The 15632-nt window shown below is 70.5% G+C and carries 13 protein-coding genes and 2 pseudogenes; 5 read left to right on the top strand and 10 right to left on the bottom strand.

Annotated elements, in window-relative coordinates; translation table 11 throughout:
• Positions 1-50 precede the first annotated feature (50 nt).
• Entirely contained in the window at positions 51-509 is a 459-nt protein-coding gene (locus tag B7R87_RS33775) for a DUF4158 domain-containing protein (protein WP_006346379.1), read from the top strand.
• Positions 472-907, top strand: a pseudogene (locus B7R87_RS34435) (Tn3 family transposase); the annotation flags it as partial. The gene B7R87_RS33775 and the pseudogene B7R87_RS34435, both read left to right, overlap by 38 nt.
• 150 nt (positions 908-1057) lie before the next feature.
• Here the strand turns inward: B7R87_RS34435 and B7R87_RS24370 are convergent.
• Positions 1058-1453: a cupin domain-containing protein gene (locus B7R87_RS24370; RefSeq protein WP_006346380.1), complete on the bottom strand. Its 396-nt coding sequence runs from the start codon at positions 1451-1453 to the stop codon at positions 1058-1060.
• 52 nt (positions 1454-1505) lie between these two features.
• Between B7R87_RS24370 and B7R87_RS24365 the strand changes: the two genes are divergently transcribed.
• On the top strand, positions 1506-2498 hold the full coding sequence (locus tag B7R87_RS24365) for a GlxA family transcriptional regulator (protein ID WP_006346381.1): 993 nt from the start codon (positions 1506-1508) through the stop codon (positions 2496-2498).
• A 36-nt stretch (positions 2499-2534) separates the two neighbouring features.
• Here B7R87_RS24365 and B7R87_RS33195 read toward each other — a convergent pair.
• The 4 genes and pseudogenes from B7R87_RS33195 to B7R87_RS24345 all read right to left on the bottom strand — a co-directional run.
• Positions 2535-2957: pseudogene (locus B7R87_RS33195) on the bottom strand (site-specific integrase); the annotation flags it as partial.
• Positions 2958-3096: 139 nt separating this feature from the next.
• Complete coding sequence (locus B7R87_RS34430) at positions 3097-3237, bottom strand: hypothetical protein (protein WP_006346383.1); 141 nt, start codon at positions 3235-3237, stop codon at positions 3097-3099.
• Positions 3238-3471: 234 nt separating this feature from the next.
• On the bottom strand, positions 3472-5112 hold the full coding sequence (gene pruA / locus B7R87_RS24350) for an L-glutamate gamma-semialdehyde dehydrogenase (RefSeq protein ID WP_006346385.1): 1641 nt from the start codon (positions 5110-5112) through the stop codon (positions 3472-3474).
• A 47-nt stretch (positions 5113-5159) separates the two neighbouring features.
• On the bottom strand, positions 5160-6086 hold the full coding sequence (locus B7R87_RS24345) for a proline dehydrogenase family protein (protein WP_040914018.1): 927 nt from the start codon (positions 6084-6086) through the stop codon (positions 5160-5162).
• Between the two features lie 190 nt (positions 6087-6276).
• Here B7R87_RS24345 and B7R87_RS24340 point away from each other — a divergent pair, with 190 nt between their 5' ends.
• Entirely contained in the window at positions 6277-7500 is a 1224-nt protein-coding gene (locus B7R87_RS24340; RefSeq protein WP_130585196.1) for a PucR family transcriptional regulator, read from the top strand.
• A 54-nt stretch (positions 7501-7554) separates the two neighbouring features.
• Here B7R87_RS24340 and B7R87_RS24335 read toward each other — a convergent pair whose 3' ends face one another.
• The gene (locus B7R87_RS24335; protein WP_006346389.1) at positions 7555-8148 is read right to left on the bottom strand and encodes a TetR/AcrR family transcriptional regulator; all 594 of its coding nucleotides are present in this window, start codon (positions 8146-8148) and stop codon (positions 7555-7557) included.
• Between the two features lie 122 nt (positions 8149-8270).
• Here B7R87_RS24335 and B7R87_RS24330 point away from each other — a divergent pair, with 122 nt between their 5' ends.
• On the top strand, positions 8271-9842 hold the full coding sequence (locus tag B7R87_RS24330; RefSeq protein ID WP_040914038.1) for an MFS transporter: 1572 nt from the start codon (positions 8271-8273) through the stop codon (positions 9840-9842).
• Positions 9843-9966: 124 nt separating this feature from the next.
• Here the strand turns inward: B7R87_RS24330 and serA are convergent, their stop codons facing one another.
• The 4 genes from serA to B7R87_RS24310 form a co-directional block, all read right to left on the bottom strand.
• A complete protein-coding gene (gene serA, locus B7R87_RS24325) occupies positions 9967-11571 on the bottom strand; it encodes a phosphoglycerate dehydrogenase (RefSeq protein ID WP_006346391.1) in 1605 nt (534 codons plus the stop codon).
• A 300-nt stretch (positions 11572-11871) separates the two neighbouring features.
• Positions 11872-12873, bottom strand: coding sequence for a ketol-acid reductoisomerase (ilvC, locus tag B7R87_RS24320; protein ID WP_006346392.1), 1002 nt, complete (start codon positions 12871-12873; stop codon positions 11872-11874).
• 149 nt (positions 12874-13022) lie between these two features.
• Positions 13023-13550, bottom strand: coding sequence for an acetolactate synthase small subunit (ilvN, locus tag B7R87_RS24315; protein WP_006346393.1), 528 nt, complete (start codon positions 13548-13550; stop codon positions 13023-13025).
• Positions 13551-13579: 29 nt separating this feature from the next.
• Entirely contained in the window at positions 13580-15439 is a 1860-nt protein-coding gene (locus tag B7R87_RS24310; RefSeq protein WP_040914036.1) for an acetolactate synthase large subunit, read from the bottom strand.
• Positions 15440-15632: the final 193 nt, after the last annotated feature.

Here is a 15632-nt window from a genome sequence, read left to right as displayed (position 1 = left end):
GAGGGATGAACCTGCGGCAGTCGTGTTGATCGACTGTCTGGAGGTCCGGGGTGCCGGTCGAGTTTTTGACGGATGAGCAGGCTGCCGCGTACGCGGCGTATCACGGGGCGCCGTCCCGTACGGAGTTGGAGCGGTTCTTCTTCCTGGACGACGCGGACCGGGAGCCAATCGAGCCCAAGAGGCGGGCCCACAACCGCCTGGGGTTCGCGGCCCAGCTCACGACCGCGCGGTATCTCGGGGTGTTCCTGGACGATCCGGCGGACGTGCCGCCGGAGGTCGTGGAGTATCTCGCCGAGCACCTCGACATCGGCGATCCGTCGGTGCTGAAGGAGTACGGCGAGCGGGAGAACACCCGGCTGGAGCACGTGCGCGAGCTGCGGAGAGTCCTGGAGTACCGGGAGTTCGCCGAGGCGGAGGGCGAGCTGCGGGAGTGGGTGGACGCACGGGCCTGGACGACAGGCGAGGGGCCGAAGGCGTTTCTTCGCGAAGAACTCCTCGAAGTGGGGTGACCCGCGGGCGAAGCTGCTGGCCGGGCAGGCGTGGCAGCAGGCCCGACCGACCGTGCCGGCCTCGCTGAACCTACCCGGGGAGGCGGGCAGGCACCTGGCGGCGCGGGCCGCGCTGCTGGACGGCACCTACCGGGAGGTCGCCGCCCGAGTCCCGGACAATGCGCAGATCGTCTTCGACGACGACGGCCGTCTGCACTTCGCGGCCCTGGAGCCGGAGCCCGAACCGGCCTCCCCTGCTGGAGCTGCGGGCCGCGGTGCATGCGATGCTGCCGAGGGTGGACCTGCCCGAGGTGCTGCTGGAGGTGTTCTCCTGAACAGGCGCCGACCAGGCGTTCACCTCGGTCACCGGCGGCGAGGCCCGCCTGAAGGACCTGAACGTCACGATCGCCGCCCGGCTTCCCGACCTGCCTGGCGGAATACGCCCCCTGCGCGATCCGGACACCGCCGAGGATTGAGTCCCGCGCCGCTCTTGCCGGGCAGTCGGCGAACGTAGCCGACCCGGCGGCAGGCTGACGCCATGGGCAGTGGCGTGTCCGAAGCCTGTCGGGTCAGGTGCTGAGTTCGTGTCCGGTTGTTGAGTCGACGTGCTCCGGGATCTCGTCGTGGCGATCGCCCACGGTCGGTGTCCCGGTGGGCTCGAACATGAGGATTGCGGCGCCGGACGGAGCGTACGGCTTGTGCTCTGTGCCTCGGGGGACGGTGAAGACCGCCCCCTCCGGGAGCAGGACCGTGCGCTCCCCGTCGGGCTCGCGCAGGGAGATGTGCAGCTCGCCGTCGAGTACCAGGAAGAACTCGTCGGTGTCGTCGTGGACGTGCCAGATGTGTTCGCCCTCGACCTTGGCGATGCGGACGTCGTAGTCGTTGACGCGCGTGACGATGCGGGGGCTCCACAGGGCATCGAAGGAGGCCAGAGCCTTGCTGAGGGGGATGGGTTCGCTGCTCATGGGCTCATCCTGAGCCGTTTCGCTTGACCGCTGTGAGTGCTAGGAATTGCACATGGCGAAAGAATCCTCGCACGCAGCTCACGCGACGGGCGTACACCGGGTCGTCGTGATCGTGGACGAGAACTCGAACCCCTTCGAGCTCGGCTGCGCGACCGAGGTCTTCGGTCTGCGCAGACCGGAGATCGGCCGTGATCTCTACGACTTCAGGCTCTGCTCCCCCGAGCCCCGCACTCTGATGCGAGACGGATTCTTCACGCTCACGGGAGTCGCCGACCTGGAAGCGGCCGACGCGGCGGACACTTTGATCGTCCCCAACCGCCCGGACATCGAAGTGCCCCGCCGTCCCGCCGTGCTCGATGCCGTCCGCCGAGCACACGCCCGAGGTGCGCGCCTGGTCGGCTTCTGCAGCGGCGCCTTCACACTGGCCGAGGCCGGAGTCCTCGATGGGCGCCGGGCCACCGCGCACTGGCAGTGGGCGGATTCCTTCCGGGCCCGCTTCCCGTCTGTCCAGCTCGAAGCAGACGTGCTGTTCGTGGATGACGGTGACATCCTCACCGCGGCAGGCAGCGCAGCTGCGCTCGATCTTGGGTTGCATGTGGTCCGCCGCGACTACGGTGCGGAGGTCGCCAACTCTGTGAGCCGGCGGCTGGTCTTCGCGGCACACCGGGACGGTGGGCAGCGGCAGTTCGTGGAGCGTCCCATGCCCGACCTGCCGGACGAGTCCTTGGCGCCTGTCCTGGCCTGGGCTCAGGAACGGTTGGACTCACCGCTCACTGTGTCTGGCCTTGCGGCGCGTGCGGCGGTCAGTCCGGCGACTCTCCATCGCCGCTTCCAGGCGCAACTGGGCACGACGCCGCTGGCGTGGCTGACGGGGGAACGGCTTGCTCTGGCGTGCCGGTTGATCGAGCGAGGTGAGTCCCGGTTCGAGGTGGTCGCGCGACGCAGCGGGCTTGGCACCGCTGCCAATCTGCGCACGCTGATGCGCCGCGCGACCGGCATCACACCGTCGGCATACAAGCGCCGGTTCGGGCCGGAGGCGAACTGACGGCAGGTATCCCCCTTGCGACGAACCACGTGTGCTTCATCGTCTGCTGTCGCCGGGGGCGAGAAGGCTGGTCAGCTCCGAGATCGCCTCGGGGGAGGGCTTGAAGTAGCGACGGACGTTCTCCGGCTTCTTATGCCGCGACTTCGCCATCAGCATCAGCAGGGAGGCGCCTTGCTCACCGAGGTGGGTGAGGGCGGAATGGCGGTACTCGTGCAGGTCCCAGCCGGTTCCCGGCCCGCGCACGGCAGTGTGCTCGTCCAGCAGAGCGCGGGCCTGGCCGGTGTCCGGGCACACGTCCCGCGGGCTGACGACCTTCCCCGGGCCGGGGCGGCGGTGGGTGACGAACGCCGGTCCGCGGGTACGGCCGCGCAGCAGGCGGGGCAGGAGCCGGGCGCTCGGAGTCCGGCACCGCCAGCCGCTTCGTCCAGGCCGGGACCGGCGGGCCGTCGTAGGCGATCCGTATTCCTGGGTGCCTTCCGGCCGGGGCTGCACGGCGAGAAGGCCGACGGAGTCCGTCAACTGCCGCAGCCCTTCAAGTAGCCCATGCGCAACCGAGCCGCCGAGTCGATCGCGGCTTCGTCCCGGACGATCGAATACATCACCCGGGGTCGAGCCCGAGGCGGGCACGCACCCGGTCATGCGGCACCGGCGCCGTGCCGCCGGACCTCAGGCGCTCCCGATAGAGGGCCAGGGCCAGAGCATCCTCCAGATCCGCCAACTCCTGTGGGTTGATCAGCACGGCTGCGGGCTGCCCGTGATCGTGACGCGCTCGCGGGCCCGGGACGCACGGCGGACCAGCGACCCCAATACGGCACGCGCTTCGGTGATCGGCAGAGTGTCCCTCATGTACAGCACCGTACGCTGCCGCCCATCGTCGCGAAGGGGAATGGAAACCGCCCCCGGACCGGCGTGGGGGCCGGTTCGGGGGCGGTGTCTGAGGGGGGTGACCCTCCGGGCCTGAGCCCGGGCGGGGTCAGCCCATGTGCGGGTAGCCGTACTCGGTCGGCGCCACCAGCGTCTCCTTGATGGCGCGGGTCAGCGTCCAGCGCATCAGGTTCTGCGGCGCGCCCGCCTTGTCGTTGGTGCCCGAGGCACGGCCGCCGCCGAAGGGCTGCTGGCCGACGACGGCACCGGTCGACTTGTCGTTGATGTAGAAGTTGCCCGCGGCGTACCGCAGCTTCTCCATCGTGTGCGCGGCGGCGGCGCGGTCGTTCGCGATGACCGAGCCGGTCAGGGCGTACGCGGACACCGACTCCATCTGGTCCAGCATCGCGTCGTAGCCCTCGGGCGACTCGTCCTCGTAGACGTACACCGCGAGGATCGGGCCGAAGTACTCGTCCGTGAAGACCTCGTTGCCCGGGTCGGTGCAGAGGATCACGGTCGGGCGGACGAAGTAGCCGACGGAGTCGTCGTACGTGCCACCCGCGACGATCTCGCAGGTCGGGTCGGCCTTGGCCCGGTCGATCGCGGCCTTGTTCTTCGCGAAGGCACGGTCGTCGATCACGGCGCCGACGAAGTGCGACAGGTCGGTGACGTCGCCCATGGCGATCCCGTCGACCTCGGCCGCGAACTCCTCCTTGAAGCCGGAGTTCCAGATCGACGCCGGGAGGTAGGCGCGGGAGGTGGCGGAGCACTTCTGGCCCTGGAACTCGAAGGCCCCACGGGTCAGCGCGGTCTTCAGCACCGCGCGGTCGGCGCTCGGGTGGGCGACGACGAAGTCCTTGCCGCCCGTCTCACCGACGATCCGCGGGTAGGAGCGGTACTTCTCGATGTTGCCGCCGACCGTCTTCCACAGGTGCTGGAAGGTGCGGGTCGAGCCGGTGAAGTGGATACCGGCCAGCGCGGGGTGGTTGAGCGCCACCTCGGAGACGGCGATGCCGTCACCGGTGACCAGGTTGATGACGCCCTTCGGCAGCCCGGCCTCCTCCAGCAGCTGCATCAGCAGCACGGCGGAGTGGGTCTGGGTCGGGGACGGCTTCCAGACCACCACATTGCCCATCAGGGCGGGGGCGGTGGGCAGGTTGCCCGCGATGGCGGTGAAGTTGAAGGGCGTGATCGCGTAGACAAAGCCCTCCAGCGGACGGTGGTCCAGCCGGTTCCAGACGCCCGGGGAGTTCGCCGGGGGCTGCTCGGCGAGCAGGTCACGGGCGTAGGCGACATTGAACCGCCAGAAGTCGACCAGCTCGCACGGCGTGTCGATCTCCGCCTGCTGGGCGGTCTTGGACTGGCCCAGCATGGTGGAGGCGGCCAGCGTCTCGCGCCAGGGGCCGGCCAGCAGCTCGGCCGCGCGCAGGATGATCGCGGCGCGGTCGTCGAAGGACATCGCGCGCCAGGCCGGAGCGGCGGCCAGGGCCGCGTCGACCGCGTCCCGGGCGTCCTGCTCGGTGGCCCCGGCGAAGGTGCCGATGACGGCCCGGTGGTTGTGCGGCTGCACGACGTCGACCCGCTCGCCGCCGCCCATCCGGCGCTCACCGCCGATGGTCATCGGCAGCTCGACGGGGTTCTCGGCCAGCTCCTTGAGCTTCGCCTCCAGGCGGGCGCGCTCCGGGCTGCCGGGCGCGTAGGAGTGGACCGGCTCGTTGACCGGTGCGGGGACCTGGGTGACAGCGTCCATGAGTGCCGACTCTCCTTCGTTCGTGACGTGCGTGTTCGGGGGCCGGGTCAGCCGCGGGTGGCGAGGGAGCGCAGGAAGAACGCCAGGTTGGCGGGGCGCTCGGCGAGACGGCGCATGAAGTAGCCGTACCAGTCGGTGCCGTACGCGATGTACAAGCGCATCCGGTGGCCCTCGGCCGCCAGCCGCGCCTGCTCGGCCTCGCGGATGCCGTAGAGCATCTGGAACTCGTAGTCGTCGAGCTTGCGGCCGGCCCGGCGGGCCAGCTCCTGGGTGATGGAGATGATGCGCGGGTCGTGCGACCCGATCATCGGGTAGCCCTCGCCCTCCATCAGGATCCGCAGACAGCGGATGTACGCCTTGTCGACCTCGGCCTTGTTCTGGTAGGCGACGGATGCGGGCTCCTTGTAGGCGCCCTTCACCAGCCGGACCCGGGAGCCGGCCTCGGCGAGCATCCGGCAGTCGTCCTCGGTGCGGAAGAGGTACGACTGGACGACGGCGCCCGTACGCGGGAAGCGCTCGCGCAGCTCGGCGTGGATCGCCAGGGTCGAGTCGACGGTGGTGTGGTCCTCCATGTCGAGGGTGACCGTGGTGCCGATCTCGGCGGCGGCCTCGACGACCGGGGTGACGTTCTTCAGCGCCAGATCGTGGCCGCCGGGCAGCGCCTGGCCGAAGGAGGACAGCTTCACCGACATCTCGGCGCGCTCACCGAGGCCGAGCGGCTTGAGGGCCTCGATCAGCTCCAGATAGGCGTCGCGGGCGCGCAGCGCCTCCGACGCGTCGGTGATGTCCTCACCGAGGACGTCGAGGGTGACCTCCAGACCGCGGGCGGCCGAGTCCCGGACGACCGGAACCGTCTCGTCCACGGTCTCACCGGCGATGAAACGGTTCACCACAGGCTTGGTGACCGGAGCGGCCGAGATGACACGGCGCATCTTGTCGCTGCGCGACGCGGCGAGGATCACGGGACCCAGCACGGGGACCTCCACGGAGATGTACGAGCAGGCCGTGCCGGACCGCGGGGAAACCGGTCCGGAACGGCACGAAGAACCACCGTGAAATCTAAGGATCGCTCCGATCCTCGGCCATCGACACCTGTCACGCATCCGTGGCCGGGATCTCAGACAGTTGTCTGAAGGAAGACGGGGGACGTGCCAGAATGTCCGGGTGAAGGGCGATTACCAGGACCTCGTCGACGAGATCTCGGCGCTGCTGGCGGCCCCGGCGACGCTGGAGAACCGCGATTTCGGCCTGATCGCCTTCGGCGCCCACGACAGCGACAGCGCGTTCGACGAGGCCCAGCTGGACCCGGTGCGCACCCGGTCGATCCTGACCCGCCGCTCCACCCCTGCGGTCCGCGCCTGGTTCGAGGGCTTCGGCATCACCCGGGCGACCGGCCCGGTCCGGATCCCCGCCGCCCCGGACGCGGGCGTCTACCGGGACCGGCTCTGCCTTCCCGTACGCCATCGGGGTGTCGTCCTCGGCTATGTCTGGCTGCTGGACACCGTCCCGGGCCCGACGGACGAGCAGCTGGCGGCGGCCATGGAGGTGGCGGGCCGGATCGGCACCCTGCTCGCCGACGAGGAGCGGGCCGACACCGACACGGCACGCGAACTGCGGGCGGCGCTGACGGCCGAACGGGGCTGGCAGTACGACATGGCAGTGGCGGCGCTGCGGACGGCGCTGGGCGGGCCCGACCGGGGTACGGACGGTCCGCACGCGGTGGTGTGCGTGGCGCCGTGGACCGCGCCGGACACCCCGTCCGCCAGGTCGCTGCCGGGCGTCGCCGCCCTGTGCACGCTGACCGTCCCCTGGGCCCCGGCCGCGCCGGAGGCCGCCCCCGCCACCCGTACGGCGGACACCCCCGCGCCGGAAGCCCCCTCGTCGCGGGTCCTGGCGGCGCTGGTACGGCTGCGCTCCGCGGACGCCACCGGGCCCGCGCTCGCCGTGGCCGAACAGCTCATCGGCGGCCGCACCGGACCCACCGCGGGGGTCGCGGCGCCGCGCGCCGGGCTCGTACAGCTGAACACCGCGTGGTACGAGGCCGGTGCCGCGGCGCGGGCGGCGCACGCCGATCCGGGGGCGCCGCGGATCACCGAGTGGCGGGCCATCGGCCCGTACCGCCTGCTGACGGCCCTGGCCGACGGACCGGCCGCCGACGATCCCGCGGTCCGGCCCCTGCTGAACCCGGCCCACCGGGAACTGGCCAGGACGGCCGAGGTGTTCCTCGACTGCGCGGGCCAGGCGAGCCGGACGGCCGCCGCGCTCGGCATCCACCGCCAGACGCTCTACTACCGGCTGTCGCGAGTGGAACAGCTCACCGGCCTGGACCTGGGGAACGGGGAGCACCGGCTGCTGCTGCACATGGTGCTGAAGACGGCACGGCTGTGAGCCCCTGACCGAACGGGGAAGTGGGCTCCGGGCCCGGACGGACCGGGCGGGGCGTCAGTTCCCTTCGCCGGTCAGCACCTTCAGTCCGGCCGTGAGGTCCTCCGCCGTGGGCGCGCTCTCCGGGTCCAGGATGTACTGACTCATCACCCCGGCCACCAGCGCCTGGAAGAACAGCCCGGCCACCCGCGCCTTCTCCGGGTCCCGCCCGGAGACGTCACCGCCGAGGAACAGCCCGGCCAGCTCCTCCCGCCCCCTGGCCTGCCAGCTCCGCAGGGCCTCGGCCAGCTTCTCGTCCTCGTCGAGCCGGGCCAGCACCTCGGTCTGGAGCCGCCAGAGCGCGCGGTGCGCGGGGAACGCGGCGACCATCCGCCCCCAGACGATCTCGAACCGCTCGGGTCCGGCGCCGGGGAGCGCGCCCGCTCCCCCGTCCCCGGACGCCCCCTCCGGCTCGTCGACGGAGTCCCCCCACGCCTCCATCAGCCGGAGGAACGCCTCCTGGAGCAGTGCTTCCTTGGAACCGTAGTGGTAGCCGATGGAGGCGAGGTTGGTCCCGGAAGCGGCGACGACATCGCGCGCCGTGGTCCGGGCATAGCCCTTCTCCAGCAGGCAGCGCTTGGCGCCTTCGAGCAGATCCTCGCGGTGTCCCATGCGCGGCAGCGTACCGCCGCCGGGCCGGGCGCCATGGACAAGCGTCCCATACATGTGTCCCATACGAACGTCCCATACAAACGTCATAGACAGATGTTTAAGACGCTTGTATGGTCCTCGCCATGCCCAACGCCCCGTCCCGTCCGCCCTGTCCGTCCCCTCGGACCGCCCCGGAAGGTCCGCCCCGCGCCGGCCGCCGCGAGTGGACCGCCTTCACCGTGCTGCTGCTCCCCCTCCTACTGGTCTCCATGGACGTCTCCGTCCTCTACTTCGCCGTGCCGGAGATCACCCGCGAGCTGAACCCGAGCAGCACCCAGCAGTTGTGGATTTTCGACAGCTACGCCTTCGCGCTGGCCGGGCTGCTGATGACGATGGGCTCCCTCGGCGACCGCATCGGCCGCCGCCGACTGCTCCTGTTCGGCGCCGCGGCCTTCGGCACCGCTTCCGCCATGGCCGCCTTCGCCGACAGCGCGAACGTCCTGATAGCCGCCCGTGTCCTGCTCGGCGTCGGCGGCGCGACCCTGATGCCGAGCACCATGGCCCTGGTCCGCACCATGTTCCGCGACGACCGCGAGCGCACCACGGCGATCGGCATCTGGTCGAGCACCCTCGCCACCGGCGTCGCCCTCGGCTCGGTCCTGGGCGGGATGCTCCTCGAACACTTCCCCTGGGGTTCGGTCTTCCTGGTCAACGTCCCGGCCATGGCGCTGCTGCTGGTACTCGTACCTCTCCTCGTACCGGAGTCCAAGGACCCGTCCCCCGGCCGCTTCGACCTGCTGAGCGTGCCCCTGTCCATCGGGGCCGTACTGCCCGTCGTGTACGGCTTCAAGGAGATCGCCGTCGAAGGACCCGGGCTCCCCGCCCTCCTTGCCCTGGCCGCCGGGGCGGCCGTCGGCGCCCTCTTCGTCCACCGGCAGCGCACCCGCCGGGACGCCATGATCAGCCGGGAGCTCTTCGCCCGTCCCGCCTTCGGCCGCAGCGCGGCACTGCTGCTCTTCGGGGTCTTCGCCCTGATGGGCACGGCCTACTTCGCCACCCAGTACCTCCAGTCGGTGCTGGGCCTGGACCCTTTGGAGGCGGCGCTGTGGAGCATCGTTCCGGCGCTGCCCGTCGGCGCCGCCGCCCCCGCAGCCGGTGCACTCGCCCGGATCGTGTCCCGGCGGACGGTCGTCACGGGCGCCTTTCTGACGGCGGCGACCGGATTCGCCATCCTCTCCCTCATCGGCACGGACCAGCTCGCCCTGCTGCTGATCAGCACCTCCGTCACCGGCGCCGGTCTGGTCTCGGCCATGGCGCTGCTGAACGACCACGCCCTCACGGCGGCCCCGCCCGCCAAGGCCGGTTCGGCGGCCTCGCTGCTGGAGACGGCGACCGAGTTCGGCGGAGCGCTCGGGATGGCCGTCCTCGGTTCGGCCGGGGCGGCCGTCTACCGCGCCGAAATCGACGGCACCGCCCCCGCCGGGCTTCCGGCGGGAACCCTGGAGACGGCCCGGGAGACCCTCGGCGGTGCGGCGGCCGTCGCCGCGGAGCTGCCCGCGCCCCTGGGCGGACCGCTGCTGACCGCGGCCCGGGAGGCGTTCGTCGCCGGGATGCAGCTGGCGGCCCTCGCCACCGGCGGGCTGCTGCTCGCGGGCGCGCTGCTCGCCCTCGTACTCCTGCGCGGGGACCGGTCCGCGGCGGCAGGGCACCACTGACAGCGGAAACCGGAACGTCCCCGGGCCCGGCTCCTGGGAGGGAGCCGGGCCCGGGGACGTACGGACGGGGTGGCGTCCGGTGCGTTCGCTGCGTTCGTTGCGTTTGTTGCGTTTCGGTCTGCGGTCAGTCGGTGAGGTTCACCGAGCGCGCCGAGACCGCGCCGATCTCCTCCGCGATCTCCGCGACGACCGGCTGCGGCACGGTGTCGTCGACCGTGAGCACGACGAGCGCCTCACCGCCCTCCTCGGCCCGCGACACCTGCATCCCGGCGATGTTCAGCCCGGCCTCGCCCAGGATCCGGCCGACGGTGCCGACGACACCCGGACGGTCCTCGTACCGCAGGACCAGCATGTGGTCGGCAAGCGCCAGATCCACATCGTGGTCACCGATGGCGACGATCTTCTGGACGTTCTTCGGGCCGGCCAGCGTGCCGGAGACCGAGATCTCCTCGCCGCCCGACAGCGTGCCGCGGACGGTGACCACATTGCGGTGGTCCGGGGACTCCGAGCTGGTGGTCAGCCGGACCTCGACCCCGCGCTCCTGCGCGAACAGCGGCGCGTTGACGTACGAGACGGTCTCGTCCACGACGTCCTCGAACACGCCCTTCAGCGCGGACAGCTCCAGCACCTTGACGTCGTGCTGGGTGATCTCGCCGTACACCTCGACGTCGAGCCGGACCGCGACCTCGCCCGCCAGCGCGGTGAAGATCCGGCCGAGGCGCTCGGCCAGCGGCAGCCCCGGCTTCACGTCCTCGGCGATCACACCGCCCTGGACGTTGACCGCGTCCGGGACCAGCTCACCGGCGAGCGCCAGGCGCACCGAACGGGCCACGGCGATACCGGCCTTCTCCTGCGCCTCGTCCGTGGACGCGCCCAGGTGCGGGGTGCAGACGACCTGGTCGAACTGGAACAGCGGGGAGTCCGTGCACGGCTCCTTCGCATAGACGTCCAGACCCGCGCCGGCGACCCGGCCCTCCTTCAGCGCCGAGGCCAGCGCCTCCTCGTCGACGATCCCGCCGCGCGCGGCGTTGACGATCCGGACCGTCGGCTTGACCTTGTGCAGCGCCTCGTCACCGATCAGCCCGAGGGTCTCCGGGGTCTTCGGCAGATGGACGGTGATGAAGTCCGCGACCTCAAGAAGCTCGTCCAGCGAGAGCAGCTTGACGCCCATCTGGGCGGCGCGCGCGGGCTGCACATAGGGGTCGTAGGCGACGATCTTCATCCCGAACGCGGACATCCGCTGGGCCACCAGGACCCCGATCCGGCCGAGCCCGACGACACCGAGGGTCTTCTCCGCCAGCTCGACGCCCGTGTACTTGGAGCGCTTCCACTCGCCGTTCTTCAGGGCGGTGTTGGCCTGCGGGATATTGCGGGCGGTGGCGACCAGCAGACCGCAGGCCAGTTCGGCGGCGGTGACGATGTTGGAGGTGGGGGCGTTCACCACCATGACACCGGCCTTGGTGGCGGCGGAGACGTCCACATTGTCCAGACCGACGCCGGCCCGGGCGACCACCCTCAGCTTCTTCGCGGCGGCGATGGCCTCGGCGTCGACCTTGGTCGCCGAACGGACCAGGATCGCGTCCACATCGGCGATCGCGGGCAGCAGCTCCGCGCGGTCGGCGCCGTTGCAGTGACGGATCTCGAAGTCCGGACCGAGCGCGTCCACGGTGGCGGGCGACAGCTCTTCGGCGATGAGTACGACGGGTTTACGGGCAAGCTCAGCGCTCACGTGAGTCCTCACAAGTCCAAGGGGTCCCGCCCGCGCCTGAGGGCCATGGCGGGAGACGGCCGTCCCGACGGCCGCAGGCGGTGGAGGGGCTAGCCGCGTGGAAGACGCACGACACTGTGGGCCTGACGCGTGTTGTTGAGAAGTGTAGTGGTGACCGGCACGGAGTCTTGTGCCTTCTCGGCAGGATCACCCGTCCGAGGCTGGACGAAGTGGTCAACGAGGCCGAAGAGCCGGTTCCGGCAACGGCGAGGGGCCGGGACACCGCGCTTACGCGCCGTGTCCCGGCCCCTCGCGACGGGCTCAGGCCTCGTCGTTGTCGACCCAGCTCATGAGCTTGCGCAGCTCCTTGCCCGTGGTCTCCAGCAGGTGGTTCTCGTCCTGCGTCTTGTACTCGTTGTACTTCTTCAGACCGCCGTGGTACTCGTCCATCCAGTTCTTGGCGAAGGTGCCGTCCTGGATCTCGGCGAGGACCTTCTTCATCTCGGCCTTGGTCTGGTCGGTGATGATCCGCGGGCCGGTGACGTAGTCGCCCCACTCGGCGGTCTCGGAGACCGACCAGCGCATCTTCTCCAGGCCGCCCTCGTACATCAGGTCGACGATGAGCTTCAGCTCGTGGAGGCACTCGAAGTAGGCGATCTCCGGCTGGTAACCGGCCTCGACGAGGGTCTCGAAGCCCGCCTTGACCAGCGCCGCCGTACCGCCGCAGAGCACGGCCTGCTCACCGAAGAGGTCGGTCTCCGTCTCCTCGGTGAAGGTGGTCTTGATGACGCCGGCCCGGGTGCCGCCGATGCCCTTGGCGTACGACAGCGCCAGCTCGAAGGCCTTGCCGGAGGCGTCCTGCTCGACCGCCGCGATACACGGAACGCCGCGGCCCTCCTCGTACTGACGGCGCACCAGGTGGCCCGGGCCCTTGGGCGCGACCATCGCGACGTCGACGCCGGCCGGGGGCTTGATGAAGCCGAAGCGGATGTTCAGGCCGTGGCCGAAGAAGAGGGCGTCGCCGTCCTTGAGGTTGGGGGCGATGGACTCCTCGTAGACCTGGGCCTGGATGGGGTCCGGAACCAGGATCATGATGACGTCGGCCTCGGCGGTGGCCTCGGCGGGCGTCACGACGCGCAGACCCTGCTCCTCGGCCTTGGCCTTGGACTTGGAGCCCTCGTGCAGACCGACCCGGACGTCGACGCCGGAGTCACGGAGCGACAGCGCGTGGGCGTGGCCCTGGCTGCCGTATCCGATGACCGCGACCTTGCGGTTCTGGATGATGGAGAGGTCGGCATCGTCGTCGTAGAACAGCTCGGCCACTGGAATGTCTCCTTGAGTGCTGATGGTGCGTCCCACCGTACGGCGGGGAGGGGAAGGTGCGGTGGGGGGTCTCGCGATACGGGCGCGGACCCCGGATGCTATGGCCGGGGGCGCGGGCCCCCGGCCGGGGCGGACCGGGTGTCGGGCCGTCAGGCCGTACGGTCCAGGGCGCGCAGGGACCGGTCGGTGATGGACCGGGCGCCACGCCCTATGGCGATCGTGCCGGACTGGACCAGTTCCTTGATGCCGTACGGCTCCAGCATCCGGAGCATGGCCTCCAGTTTGTCGCTGGACCCGGTGGCCTCGATGGTCACGGCCTCGGGTGCGACGTCCACGGTTTTGGCGCGGAACAACTGGACGATCTCGGTGATCTGGGAGCGGGTCTCGTTGTCGGCCCGGACCTTCACCAGGACCAGTTCGCGCTGGATCGCGGCGCTGGGTTCCAGCTCGACGATCTTCAGCACATTGACGAGCTTGTTGAGCTGCTTGGTGACCTGCTCCAGGGGGAGGTCCTCGACACCGACCACGATGGTGATGCGGGAGATGTCGGGGTGCTCCGTGACGCCGACGGCAAGGGAGTCGATATTGAAGCCGCGGCGGGAGAAGAGGGCGGCGATCCGGGCGAGGATGCCCGGGGTGTTCTCCACCAGGACGGAGAGCGTGTGCTTGGTTGACATGAGTGGGTCTTCCGTCTCTCTCTGCGCGCTCAGTCGTCTTCGCCGTCGCCGAAGTCGGGACGGACCCCGCGGGCGGCCATGACCTCGTCGTTGGAGGTGCCGGCGGCCACCATCGGCCAGACCATGGCGTCCTCGTGGACGATGAAGTCGATCACCACGGGCCGGTCGTTGATCGCGTTGGCCTCGGCGATGACCTTGTCGAGGTCCTCGGGGGATTCACAGCGCAGGGCGTGGCAGCCCATCGCCTCGGACAGTTTGACGAAGTCCGGGACGCGGGTGCCGGCGCTCGGTCCGCCGGCGACGGCGTCGGGGCCCGAGTGCAGCACGGTGTTGGAGTAGCGCTGGTTGTAGAAGAGGGTCTGCCACTGGCGGACCATCCCGAGGGCGCCGTTGTTGATGATGGCGACCTTGATGGGGATGTTGTTGAGCGCGCAGGTGGTGAGTTCCTGGTTGGTCATCTGGAAGCAGCCGTCGCCGTCGATGGCCCAGACCGTGCGCTCGGGGGCGCCCGCCTTGGCGCCCATGGCGGCGGGGACCGCGTAGCCCATCGTCCCGGCGCCGCCGGAGTTCAGCCAGGTGGCGGGCTGCTCGTAGTTGATGAAGTGGGCGGCCCACATCTGGTGCTGGCCGACTCCGGCCGCGTAGATGGTGTCCGCGGGGGCCAGCTGGCCGATGCGCTGGATGACCTGCTGCGGGGAGAGGCTGCCGTCCCCGGGCTGGTCGTAGCCGAGGGGGTAGGTTTCCCGCCAGCGGTTGAGGTCCTTCCACCAGGCGGTGTAGTCGCCGCGCCGGCCCTCGCTGTGCTCGGCCTGCACCGCCTGGACGAGATCGGCGATGACCTCGCGGGCGTCACCGACGATCGGGACGTCGGCGGTGCGGTTCTTGCCGATCTCCGCCGGGTCGATATCGGCGTGGACGATCTTGGCGTACGGGGCGAAGCTGTCCAGCTTGCCGGTGACCCGGTCGTCGAAGCGGGCGCCCAGCGCGACGATCAGATCGGCCTTCTGGAGGGAGGTGACGGCGGTGACGGAGCCGTGCATCCCGGGCATGCCGACGTGCAGCGGATGGCTGTCGGGGAAGGCGCCCAGGGCCATCAGGGTGGTGGTGACGGGGGCGCCGGTCAGCTCCGCGAGGACCTTCAGCTCGGCGGTGGCACGGGCCTTGATGACGCCGCCGCCGACGTACAGCACCGGCCGCTTGGCCTCGGTGATCAGCTTCGCGGCCTCGCGGATCTGCTTGGCGTGCGGCTTGGTGACGGGCCGGTAGCCGGGCAGGTCCTGGGCGGGCGGCCAGGAGAAGGTGGTCCGCGCCTGGAGGGCGTCCTTGGCGATGTCGACGAGGACCGGTCCGGGGCGGCCGGTGGAGGCGATGTGGAAGGCCTCCGCGATCGTCTTCGGGATGTCCTCGGCCTTGGTGACCAGGAAGTTGTGCTTGGTGATCGGCATGGTGATGCCGACGATGTCCGCCTCCTGGAAGGCGTCCGTACCGATGGCGTGCGAGGCGACCTGGCCGGTGATCGCGACCAGTGGGACGGAGTCCATGTGCGCGTCGGCGATCGGGGTGACCAGATTGGTGGCACCCGGGCCCGAGGTGGCCATACAGACCCCGACCTTCCCGGTCGCCTGGGCGTATCCGGTGGCGGCATGGCCCGCGCCCTGCTCGTGCCGGACCAGGACGTGGCGCACCTTGGTGGAGTCCATCATCGGGTCGTAGGCCGGGAGGATGGCTCCGCCGGGGATGCCGAAGACGGTGTCCGCCCCCACTTCTTCAAGAGAGCGGATGAGGGACTGCGCGCCTGTGACGTGCTCGACCGCGACGGTCGGCTGTCCGCCCGTACGGGCGCGCGGCTGGGGATGGGGGGCCCCGGTGGCCTGCTCGGTCATCGGCATTCTCTTCTCGAAGCGGAGGATTCGCTGAAGGGTGCTGCGGGATGCTGCTGAGTGCTGCTGGTGAGACGGTGGTGCGGTGGCGAGACGGTGGTGCGGAGTGTCTCGGTGGTGCGGAGTGTCTCGGGGTGGTGACTGTCGCGGGGTGGTGCCGGTATCGAGGGTGTTTTGCTCGGCCTTCTGCCGCTTGGCTCCG

Source organism: Streptomyces tsukubensis (genome assembly GCF_003932715.1).
Lineage (GTDB): Bacteria > Actinomycetota > Actinomycetes > Streptomycetales > Streptomycetaceae > Streptomyces > Streptomyces tsukubensis.
Note: the sequence above shows the minus strand (reverse complement) of the source record. Positions and strands in the feature narration are given on the sequence as shown.